The 10,469-nt window shown below is 33.8% G+C and carries 10 protein-coding genes; 9 read left to right on the plus strand and 1 reads right to left on the minus strand.

Annotation, left to right across the window (positions count from 1 at the left end; translation table 11 throughout):
• Window positions 1–315: 315 nt before the first annotated feature.
• Window positions 316–1,452: an acyl-CoA dehydrogenase gene (locus Q361_RS12500; RefSeq protein WP_103727072.1), complete on the minus strand. Its 1,137-nt coding sequence runs from the start codon at window positions 1,450–1,452 to the stop codon at window positions 316–318.
• 95 nt (window positions 1,453–1,547) lie between these two features.
• Between Q361_RS12500 and Q361_RS12505 the strand changes: the two genes are divergently transcribed.
• The 9 genes from Q361_RS12505 to Q361_RS12550 all read left to right on the plus strand — a co-directional run bounded on the left by Q361_RS12505 (window position 1,548) and on the right by Q361_RS12550 (window position 10,310).
• Window positions 1,548–2,633, plus strand: coding sequence for an anhydro-N-acetylmuramic acid kinase (locus tag Q361_RS12505; RefSeq protein WP_103727073.1), 1,086 nt, complete (start codon window positions 1,548–1,550; stop codon window positions 2,631–2,633).
• Between the two features lie 151 nt (window positions 2,634–2,784).
• Window positions 2,785–4,443, plus strand: coding sequence for a tetratricopeptide repeat-containing sensor histidine kinase (locus tag Q361_RS12510; RefSeq protein ID WP_103727074.1), 1,659 nt, complete (start codon window positions 2,785–2,787; stop codon window positions 4,441–4,443).
• A 2-nt stretch (window positions 4,444–4,445) separates the two neighbouring features.
• The gene (locus Q361_RS12515) at window positions 4,446–5,111 is read left to right on the plus strand and encodes a response regulator (protein ID WP_103727075.1); all 666 of its coding nucleotides are present in this window, start codon (window positions 4,446–4,448) and stop codon (window positions 5,109–5,111) included.
• A 393-nt stretch (window positions 5,112–5,504) separates the two neighbouring features.
• Window positions 5,505–5,999: a hypothetical protein gene (locus Q361_RS12520; protein WP_103727076.1), complete on the plus strand. Its 495-nt coding sequence runs from the start codon at window positions 5,505–5,507 to the stop codon at window positions 5,997–5,999.
• A 342-nt stretch (window positions 6,000–6,341) separates the two neighbouring features.
• On the plus strand, window positions 6,342–6,704 hold the full coding sequence (locus tag Q361_RS12525) for a helix-turn-helix domain-containing protein (protein WP_103727077.1): 363 nt from the start codon (window positions 6,342–6,344) through the stop codon (window positions 6,702–6,704).
• A 309-nt stretch (window positions 6,705–7,013) separates the two neighbouring features.
• Window positions 7,014–7,148 carry a DUF6804 family protein gene (locus Q361_RS12530; protein ID WP_394335866.1) on the plus strand — a complete coding sequence of 45 codons (135 nt, stop codon included), beginning with the start codon at window positions 7,014–7,016 and terminating at the stop codon, window positions 7,146–7,148.
• On the plus strand, window positions 7,138–7,953 hold the full coding sequence (locus Q361_RS12535; RefSeq protein WP_103727079.1) for an endonuclease/exonuclease/phosphatase family protein: 816 nt from the start codon (window positions 7,138–7,140) through the stop codon (window positions 7,951–7,953). The genes Q361_RS12530 and Q361_RS12535 overlap by 11 nt, the downstream gene beginning before the upstream one ends.
• A 152-nt stretch (window positions 7,954–8,105) precedes the next feature.
• Window positions 8,106–9,332, plus strand: coding sequence for a Glu/Leu/Phe/Val dehydrogenase dimerization domain-containing protein (locus tag Q361_RS12545; protein ID WP_103727081.1), 1,227 nt, complete (start codon window positions 8,106–8,108; stop codon window positions 9,330–9,332).
• A gap of 42 nt (window positions 9,333–9,374) precedes the next feature.
• Window positions 9,375–10,310: an energy transducer TonB family protein gene (locus Q361_RS12550; RefSeq protein WP_103727082.1), complete on the plus strand. Its 936-nt coding sequence runs from the start codon at window positions 9,375–9,377 to the stop codon at window positions 10,308–10,310.
• The last annotated feature ends 159 nt before the right edge of the window (window positions 10,311–10,469 follow it).

The following is a 10,469-nucleotide window of genomic DNA, read 5'->3' on the forward strand; positions in this document are numbered from 1 at the left end:
TTGAATTTTTTTTTAAATTATTTTCTCAACACCTTTTTTCTTTCGCAGGACAGCAAAGATAATACCTTTTCTAATCCTAAACAAAATTATTTTCTTACGATAAATCTTTCTATGAACGTCGCCTATATTGCGGGTGCAAATCTACAACTTTTTTAACCTTTTCCTAATTTTTAATCAACCTTTTTTATATATTTTTTTCAAAACACTGATTACTCGTGTGTTATTTTTAAAATTTTATTTGAAATCTAAAAACTTTTGTAAGAAAAAAGAGCTGTTTCAAAAATGAAACAGCTCTTTTTGCACTTTATTATACTCTTAAATTAAGTTTCTTGATATAACAATACGTTGAATCTCGCTAGTTCCTTCGTAAATTTGAGTGATTTTAGCATCACGCATCATACGTTCTACATGATATTCGGCTACGTAACCATTTCCTCCATGTATTTGCACAGCCTCGATTGTGGTATCCATAGCTACTTGTGAAGCGTATAATTTTGCCATTGCTCCCGATAATGAAATGTCTTTTCCTTCATCTTTTTCGGAAGCTGCTTTTAAACATAGCATTTTAGCAGCTGTAATTTGTGTAGCCATATCGGCCAATTTAAATGCGATAGCTTGGTGTTTAAAAATTTCTTTACCAAAAGCCTTTCGTTCTTGTGCATATTTTAACGCTAACTCGTAAGCTCCTGTTGCAATACCTAGTGCTTGTGATGCTATACCTATTCTTCCTCCATTAAGAACATTCATTGCAAAATTAAATCCGAAACCGTCTTCGCCTATGCGATTTTCTTTAGGAACTTTTACATCTGTAAACATTAAAGAGTGTGTATCGCTACCTCTAATTCCCATTTTCTTTTCTTTTGGCCCTATCTCAAAACCTTCCCAACCTTTTTCTACTATAAAAGCATTGATACCTTTGTGACCTTTTTCTATATCGGTTTGTGCTATTACTATATATGTAGAAGCAGTACCTCCATTGGTTATCCAGTTTTTTGTCCCGTTTAATAAGTAATAATCTCCTTTATCTATAGCGGTAGTTTTTTGTGAGGTTGCGTCTGAACCTGCTTCGGGCTCGCTTAAACAAAAAGCTCCTATTACATCTCCTTTTGCAAGAGGCACTAAATATTTTTGTTTTTGCTCTTCGCTAGCATATTTCTCCAATCCTGCACACACTAGAGAATTGTTTACCGACATGATTACTGCCGCAGAAGCATCTACTTTGGCTAATTCTGTCATTGCTAATACATAAGAAACACTATCTAGACCTGCTCCACCATATTTTGGATCGACCATCATACCTAGAAACCCTAATTCTGCCATCATTTTAACTTGTTCGGCAGGAAATTTAGAATGTTCATCTCTTTCTATAACTCCAGGTAATAGTTCGTTTTGTGCAAAATCGCGAGCTGCTTGTTGTATCATTAATTGCTCTTCGGTAAGATTGAAATCCATATTAATAGAAATAAATTATTGTTGATTTTATAATTTTGGAGTTCAAATGTAGGAAGAAATTATTAATATTTCAAACGTTTTCGTATTTTTAGCCAATGAAGAAACAAGTATATCATGTACTCGGTATTATGTCTGGAACTTCACTAGATGGGATTGATATTGCCGAGATTTATTTTGAAATAAAAAATGACACCTGGAGCTTTACTTTAGGTAAATGTGCCACAATACCTTATGATGAAAAATGGGTAACTCGTTTAAAAAACGCTATATCTTTTACTCCAGAAGAGTTAGATAGTCTCAATAATGAGTATACCTTATTATTAGGCACGATTATTAATGAGTTTATTACGAGTCATGATATTCAAAACCTTGATGCTGTATGTAGCCATGGGCATACTATATTGCATCAGCCTCAAAATGGTTTTACATTGCAAATTGGTAATTTGCCTAGTGTGGCTCAATATTGCAACCAAAATGTAGTGTGTAATTTTAGGGTACAAGATGTAGAGCTTGGTGGTCAAGGTGCACCTTTGGTTCCTATTGGAGATAAAATTTTGTTTTCGGAATATGATTTTTGTTTAAATCTTGGTGGTTTTTCTAATATTTCATTAGAATTTGAAAATAAACGAATTGCTTTTGATATTTCGCCTGTAAATACGGTGTTGAATTTCTACGCCAATCAATTGGGGTTCAATTTTGATAATCAAGGAGCTATTTCACGCGATGGTGTAGTAAATCTAGATTTACTTAACAAATTGAATGCTTTGGAATATTACAAAACCCAATTTCCTAAATCGTTGGGGTTTGAGTTTGTAAAAGCAATTGTATTGCCGCTTATTGAATTTCATTCTATTTCTACTGAAGACAAAATGCGCACTTTTACAGAGCATATTGCGTATCAAGCTTGGCAGGCTCTTACCAATTTTAATTTACTGAATAAAAAAATGCTTATTACGGGCGGTGGTGCTTACAATACTTTTTTAATAGAACGACTACAACATTATGTACCAGAACTCACAATAGTTATTCCAGATGCCAAAACATTAGAATACAAAGAAGCTTTAATTTTTGGATTGCTTGGCGTATTAAAATTAAGAAACGAAATTAATGTATTAAGTAGTGTTACAGGCGCAAAACACAATCATTGTAGTGGTTTTATTTATTCAATTGATGCGTCTTAATCATATATTTTGTTATAGGTTTTAAATCTTTTCCTGTTACAGGATGTTTAGCATCTTGATTTAAACCATACTAAACTATTGTTATATACCCATTAAACCTTAAATGGTAATTTAGTTTTTAAAATATTAATTAATTTTTTAATTTCGGGGAATGATACTACGAAACGTACATTCCCCATTTTTTATAGGTTTTATAGTCCTACTATTTTTTACTTCTTGTTCCAAAAACACCAAAGAAACAATAAGTTATAAAACATCAATAGCAAAGGCTGAATCTTTTCTTGAAAGTCAGACATACGATTCTGCTTTTTATTATTACAACACCATAAAAAACCTTTGTAACGAAAACAACGATACTAAAAACATCATTTACCCTATGCTTAGAATGGGTGAAATACAAAGTGTACAAGGCGATTTACAAAGTAGTGAAGAAACATTTACAGAAGCATTACCCTATTTAAAAAAGAATCCTCAAAACGATTATTTAGCATTTTTGTATAATAGCTTGGCGATGATTTATTTGGAACAACACAATCCGAATGAGGCATTTAACTACTATCAAAAAAGTTGGTCTATTACCACCGATAGTTTAAAAAGATGTATTTTGAAAAATAATATAGCTTACAATTATATGAAGCAAAAAAATTATTCAAAAGCTATTACACTGCTCAAATCATTAAAAAACAGCGATACTTTAAAAAATCACGATACCGATTGGGCAAGAGTGCTTGATAATCTTGGCTTCTCATACCTTAATAAAAACAATTATACGAGCTCTAAAGAATATTTGGAACAAGCCAAAAAAATACGTGAAAAGGCAAAAGATTCGCTCGGTCTTACCGCATCGTTTATTCATTTGGCCGAATGGTATAAAAATTCAAACCCTATATTGGCCAATCAACATGCTTTGTACGCTTTAAAAACAGCCACCAAAGTAAAGAATACCAACGACCGCCTTGAGGCTCTTTCGTTTTTAATACAACATGAAAACGCTACACTATCAAAAAAATATGCCGTACTTTATTTAAAACTAAATGATAGTATTACAGGCGTACAACAAAAAGCTAAAAATCAGTTTGCTAAAATAAAATACGATTCTAAACAAGCCTTGCTAGAAGCCCAACAGCAAAAAGCAATGAAAGAATATTTTATACTTGGGTTAATTTGTTTTGTATCATTTTCTATCTATATCTATTACAGAATAAAAAAACGAAATCTAAAAAAACTACAAGAAACCACATATACTACCGAAATCCGAATTGCAAAAAAACTACACGACGAATTGGCAAACGATGTACACAACACCATTACCTTTATAGACACACAAGATTTTCAAAAACCTGAAAACAAAGAACACTTACTACACAACCTAGATACTATATACCATAGAACACGAAATATTTCTAACGAAAATAGTACTATAGATACAGGTAAAAATTATTTTGAAAACTTTAAAAGCATGGTAGGCTTGTATCAAAACAGCCAACGCAACATACTATTGCAATTTGAAAATTTTTATGTAGAAAAAATAAATCCAGAGCTAAAAATAATAGTATATAGAGTAGTACAAGAGTTGCTTGTAAACATGAACAAACACAGCCAAGCCACACTCGTGGTGTTGAAAATTGAAAACACAAAAAAAACACTATATATAACTTATTCTGATAATGGTGTAGGCACGCAAAATAAAAATTTTAAAAAAAATGGCATTCAAAATGTGGAAAACCGTATTTTTTCTGTAAACGGAACCCTTACTTTTGACACCCATAAAGGAAAAGGATTTAAAACACACATTAGTATTCCGTTATAATTATGTTTACAAAAATATTGGTAGCCGAAGATTTTGACAGCATTAATATTGCCTTAGTGCAAACCCTACAAACCTTAGATATAGATACTATAGAATATACAAAGTATTGCGATGATGCATTATTAAAATATAAAAAATCGATTGCCGATACTAATCCATTCGATTTGGTAATAACCGATTTATCGTTTGTACAAGATTATAGAGAAGTAGCCATAGCATCGGGCAATCAGCTTATTGATGCCTTACGTGCCTTAAACCCAAATGTAAAAATACTTGTTTATTCTGTAGAAAACCGTGCGCACAATATTCGGTTACTTTTTGAAGATAAAAACATCAATGGGTATGTTCACAAAAGTCGCAACAGCATAAGCCAACTCAAAACAGCCATTACACATATATATAATGGTAGTAACTATATTTCGCCAGAACTAGAACACCTATTACACAAACAAAATAACTTAGAAATAGATCGTTATGATATTTCTTTACTACAATATCTTGCTCAGGGCAAATCTATAGACGATATGGCAACTACATTTTTACAACTCAACATAAAACCCAACAGTAAAAGCTCTATAGAAAAAAGAGTAGCCCGCCTTAAAGATCTATTTAAAGCGCACAACAATATTCATCTTATAGCCATTGTAAAAGATTTGGGAATTATATAGACCTAACTTTTGGTTCACTGTTTTAATCTACACTTGTAGCCTTTGGCTTACATTGTTTGAGTATTTATAAATGAGTCTATTCTTGAAATAGTAGCTTTAGCATTTTAATTTCTCTTTTCGTTCTTCAATATTCGTTACTTCAATATTTGTTGTTCGTTGTTCATTGTTCGTTGTTCAATATTCCTTGTTCTTTATTCCTTATTCCTTCCTCTTTCCTCTTTCCTCTTTCCTCTTTCCTCTTTTCTCTTTTCTCTTTCTTCTTTCTTCTTTCCTTTCCTAAAAAAAACTTCTCTTTTTACGGAAAACCGTAAGGAATAGTATTTTATATGATATAAACTTGCGGTATCAAAATGATGTAAAGCATTTACAATTTAAAAATTTAACACCCAAACTATGTCAAACTTATCAAACAATCGCATTAACACTACCGCTACAGTTGCCCAAATTACTGAAGCTAAAAACAGCATAGAGGCTGTAATGACTATTTTACCTTTTTTAACAGGATTAACAGTAGACGAAAGAATTTCGCTACCTTCTATCGATGTAAGCAACAAAGCCTTTACCGAAGATGCCATAAACGCTGCCATAAACAACACAGGGTTATTACCTCAGTATATTTCGGTAAATGCGATGCAAAACGACCTAACACTTTTTTCCCAACTAGACGAACTTATTATTGTAGTAAAACAACTTCTAGAACGACTAGAAGACACCCAACTATTAGCAGGAAGCGAAGCTTATGTTTCGGCGCTTATGGTATATAAACTCTTTGGTGCTGCTGCCGACGCTGGTGTGCCAGGCACAGATGCTATAGTAGCACAACTTAAACAACGTTTTACTAGCACAGGCAATACAGGCACGCCCCCTACGCCTACCCCAGCACCATAAGTAGTACACGGGAGTAGTATAATTGGGTACATACACAACTATTTAAAATCTATTTTAAACATAACTTGTAGTATAACAACGTTTACAAAGCAAAACACTGTATGCTATAAATGATAAACCTACATAGTATTGGCTATTACAACCAATAGCATACAGTATAATACTACATAACAATAAGCATAATACAACACAAAGCACATAAAAGCCCATAATCTATATATAATAAACACCTATAAAATACATAAAAACAATACACTCCATACAGCATAACCCTATACACTATATAGTAAAAGCCTATACACTGTAGCGTATTATGCTTCTATTTTTAGCTACTAAGTAACTATGATTGATTCCAGTAAAAAATACCAGAAAAACAAACCCGAAAATATGCCTCATGTAGGCAACTTTATTAATTATTATATAGTAAATCAAAAGCTTAGCAAAGCACAACTTGCCCGCGATCTCGATGTGGGAAACAGTACATTAAACCAATATTTTAAAAACGAATCGATACAACTGGCAATACTCTGGAAAATAAGCAAACTACTCAACCACAACTTTGTTGCTCAGCTAGCAGAATACCTCTACTTGCCCTACAAAACCAAACAAGAACAAAAACTTGAAGCTCATATAGCCCTTTTGGAAAAAAGAATAGAAGTTCTTGAAATAGAACTAAACGTTTATAAAAAAATACACGAAAAATAAAAGCACAAAAGAAGATTTGAAAATCATTAATCAGTACTAACATATTACATTGTATTGGCTGCAATAAAAAATTAAGATTATGGAACACACCAATGTTCAACAAAGGTCAAACAGCCGAAAAAAGCACTGTATGTTGCGATTGTCATACTAGGCTGGCAACCCAAGGCTACTATTATATGGCGTCAAATATGAAAGAATTTAAAAACCACGAAGTTAGTAATGCCCTAAAAAAAATACAGCAAACCAAACGTTGAAAATATTCTTTGTTACAAAAAACACTTTAATCCCAAAGTATTTATATACATTTCTTTGGCTTTATTGTTTCAACCTTTTATAAAAATAGTACTTGGCAGAACTCTTTGGAATATTGTAGATGTAATTGTAGCTTTGGCATTACTAATGGGTATACAAACCCCTGCAAGTAACCATAAAAATGAATCGTAATAAACTATTCTTACTCCTATATATTCTATTGTACGCTTGCACATGGTCGTATGCGCAAGTAAAAATACTCTCATGGAATGTAGAAAACTTAGGCAAATCGAAACCCGATAGCACCTTGGCATTTATTGCCAAAACCATAAAAGAATATGATATTGTTGCCCTACAAGAAGTAGTTGCTGGCTATGGTGGTGCACAAGCCGTAGCTCGTTTGGCTGACCAACTCAACCAAACAGGTGCAAAGTGGGACTATACCATAAGCAACCCCACAACAAGTAGTAGTTACAAAACCGAACGGTATGCCTATTTGTGGAAAACTTCAAAAGTTAAAAAAATAGGCGAAGCTTGGCTAGAAGATAACTATGCCGTAGAAATAGACCGCGAACCTTATTATTGCACATTTCAATACCAGAACAATACTTTTACCTTGGCAAATTTTCATGCTATTACCAAGAGTAAACAACCCGAAACAGAAATCAAATATTTTAAATTTTTACCTGCTCAATACGCCAATAAAAAACTAATCTTTCTAGGCGATTTCAATTGTCCGCAATCGCATACTGTATTCAATCCGTTGAAAAAAATGGGGTACCAATCTGCCTTTATAAACCAAAAAACCACGCTCAAACAAGAATGCAATACTACAACGTGTTTGGCATCAGAATTTGATAACATTTGGTACAACACCCAACACTTTACAATAAAAAACCCAGAAGCACTGCTGTTTTACGAAGCTTTTGATACTTTGGCAGAAGCCAAAACCATTTCAGACCACATTCCCATTGCCGTTACATTGTTTGTAAAATAAATTTTTGTAGCATAAAACCACTATTTGGTTCTGTACAAGTCATTGCCAAAAAGTAAAGAACAGGCTTTAAATAGTCAAAAAAGTTTTTACTACTTACTTTCAAACTTAACGCTTCAAAACTTATATTTGCACAACAAACTAATACCAATATAATGAAAGATTTACTCAAAAAATTTGAAAATAAGCAACCCGAAATAGTGTTTAACTGGAAAGATAGCGAAACAGAAGCCGAAGGGTGGACTGTAATAAACTCGCTACGTGGTGGTGCTGCGGGTGGTGGAACACGTATGCGTAAAGGACTTGATATGAATGAAGTACTATCGTTAGCCAAAACTATGGAAGTAAAATTTACCGTATCGGGGCCTGCTATTGGAGGAGCCAAATCGGGTATTAATTTTGATCCAAACGATCCCCGCAAAAAAGGAGTTTTACAACGTTGGTACAAAGCCGTTTCTCCATTACTAAAAAGTTATTATGGAACTGGTGGCGATTTAAATGTAGATGAAATTCATGAAGTAATTCCGTTTACCGAAGAGTGTGGCGTATGGCATCCGCAAGAAGGCGTTTTTAACGGACATTTTAAACCTACCGAAGCCGATAAAATAAACCGTATAGGGCAATTGCGTCAAGGTGTAATTAAGGTTATTGAAAACCCTAAATTCTCACCCGATGTTTTAAGAAAATATACCATTGCCGATATGATAACAGGCTATGGTGTTGCCGAGGCAGTACGCCATTATTACAATACATTTGGTGGCGATTTTGTAGGTAAAAAAGCAATTGTACAAGGTTTTGGTAATGTAGGTTCTGCGGCCGCATTTTACCTAGCCGAGATGGGCGTAAAAGTAATCGGTATTATAGATCGCGATGGCGGTATTATAAACGAAAATGGTTTTTCATTTGAAGAAATGCGAAAACTATTTTTAAACAAAGATGGCAATAAATTGGTAGCCGAAAATATGATTCCTTTTGATGAAATAAACACCAAAATATGGGGTATGGGCGCAGAAATTTTTACCCCTTGCGCTGCCTCAAGACTCGTAACCCAACATCAACTAGATACTATGATTGCCTCTGGGTTGGAAGTTGTTTCGTGTGGTGCTAATGTACCATTTGCAGACAAAGAAATTTTCTTTGGCTCTATTATGGAAGATACCGATAGCAAAATAAGTCTTATTCCAGATTTTATTTCCAACTGCGGAATGGCACGTGTTTTTGCTTATTTTATGGAGAAAAAAGTACAAATGACCGATGAGGCTGTTTTTTACGATACTTCTGAAACTATAAAATCAGCGATTGAAAAAGTGTATGCTAAAAATAATTCTAAAACCAATATAAGTGCTACAGCTTTTGAAATTGCTTTACAACAACTCGTATAGTTTGTAAACAATAAATACAAAGTAGCAGCGTTTACTATATACATGAAAAAGACCACAAATACCGAACATAAACCTGTGCTAAACGATTCATCAAAGTCGTTTATAATAGCTACTTTAGTGTATGGTATCATTATTTGTATACTATTTTTTATACGGTTTTGGCCTCCATCAGATGCTGAACTAGCCCTACTTGGTGGCGGTGGCGGTGGTGGCGGAAGTTTGGAACTAAATTTTGGTACTACCGATTTTGGTTCGGGAGACAATAAAACAAGTGATGCGTTTGATGTTGATGATAGCAAAAGTGAATCGGCTACTACGAATAGTGCTGTTGAAGACGAAATTATTACCGAAGATGATGTTGCTGCTCCAAACGATGCCGTGATTAAAAAAGTTGAAAAACCTAAAACACCTGTAAAAACGCCTACAAAAACTATTCAGCCCAAAGATACTAAACCTAAAATATCAAAAAACACCGACGATATTTTGAGCAGTATTAAAGGTGGAAAGAAAAATACTGGTGATGGAAATTCTAATACTAAAGGAAACCAAGGTTCAAAAAACGGAAACTTAAATGGTAAAGGGTATTATGGTGGCGATGGTGATGGCGATGGTGGTGGAAAAGGTAAAGGAAAAGGTGGCGGAGATGGCGATGGTGAAGGTGATGGCAAAGGAAAAGGAAAAGGTGGTGGTACAGGTTCGGGAGTTGGATATAGCCTCGGAAACAGAAAGCCTTTAAGCAAACCAAACCCTGAATATAATTGTGGTAATGAATATGGTACCGTAGTTGTACTTATTGAAGTAGATAAAAATGGTACTGTAATAAAAGCCACACCTGGGTATAAAGGCACAAAAAACCCTGATAGTTGTTTGCTTGCCGAAGCGAAAAAAGCAGCTTTAAAAACCAAGTGGCAACCTAGCCCCGATGGAGCCGAAAGACAACAAGGTACAATTACTTACAATTTTTTAATTCGTGATTAACTATAAAAGAATCTCAAAAAGGCGATACAAATAAATCATAGCCCTGATTGAAGTGGCATCCTTTCATAAAAAAGCAAAAACCAGTTCATTTAAAGTATTGAAATTTAAATAATTAAATTTACTCATACTTTCGCAAGATAAAATCACACAATATTTTTG

The sequence above is a fragment of the Flavobacterium croceum DSM 17960 genome (assembly GCF_002917885.1).
In the GTDB taxonomy this organism is placed as follows: Bacteria; Bacteroidota; Bacteroidia; order Flavobacteriales; family Flavobacteriaceae; genus Flavobacterium; species Flavobacterium croceum.

Bases quoted from the DNA above. Each gene is read 5' to 3' on its own strand.
- Q361_RS12500 (WP_103727072.1), bottom strand. From the start codon at position 1,452: ATGGATTTCAATCTTACCGAAGAGCAATTAATGATACAACAAGCAGCT.
- Q361_RS12515 (WP_103727075.1), top strand. From the start codon at position 4,446: ATGTTTACAAAAATATTGGTAGCCGAAGATTTTGACAGCATTAATATT.
- Q361_RS12525 (WP_103727077.1), top strand. From the start codon at position 6,342: ATGATTGATTCCAGTAAAAAATACCAGAAAAACAAACCCGAAAATATG.
- Q361_RS12510 (WP_103727074.1), top strand. From the start codon at position 2,785: ATGATACTACGAAACGTACATTCCCCATTTTTTATAGGTTTTATAGTC.
- Q361_RS12545 (WP_103727081.1), top strand. From the start codon at position 8,106: ATGAAAGATTTACTCAAAAAATTTGAAAATAAGCAACCCGAAATAGTG.
- Q361_RS12535 (WP_103727079.1), top strand. From the start codon at position 7,138: ATGAATCGTAATAAACTATTCTTACTCCTATATATTCTATTGTACGCT.
- Q361_RS12520 (WP_103727076.1), top strand. From the start codon at position 5,505: ATGTCAAACTTATCAAACAATCGCATTAACACTACCGCTACAGTTGCC.
- Q361_RS12550 (WP_103727082.1), top strand. From the start codon at position 9,375: ATGAAAAAGACCACAAATACCGAACATAAACCTGTGCTAAACGATTCA.
- Q361_RS12505 (WP_103727073.1), top strand. From the start codon at position 1,548: ATGAAGAAACAAGTATATCATGTACTCGGTATTATGTCTGGAACTTCA.